We start from the raw sequence: 252 nt of genomic DNA on the forward strand, positions 1-252 counted from the left end.
GTCATGCTTCTCTCCGGTGCCATAGCGGGGCTTGCCGGCATGCTGGAGATCGCCGGCACCGTGCATCGCCTGCAGGGCGGTATTTCCAATAATTACGGCTATCTCGGCATCATGGTCGCGGTGCTGGCGCGCAACTCCGCCATTGGCGTTATCTTTTCAGCGGCGTTGATGGCCTTCATCCTGAATTCCGGCATCATCCTGCAAACCCAGGGGCTGACGACGTCGGCGGTGCTCGCGATCACCGGGCTCATC

General features: G+C 61.1%; 1 pseudogene. It reads left to right on the plus strand.

The annotated features are described in order from the left end of the window. Positions 1 to 3: 3 nt before the first annotated feature. A pseudogene (locus tag ACPYOG_RS20120) lies at positions 4 to 252 on the plus strand (ABC transporter permease); the annotation flags it as partial.

The organism is Leifsonia sp. HAY1-4F (assembly GCF_056755275.1).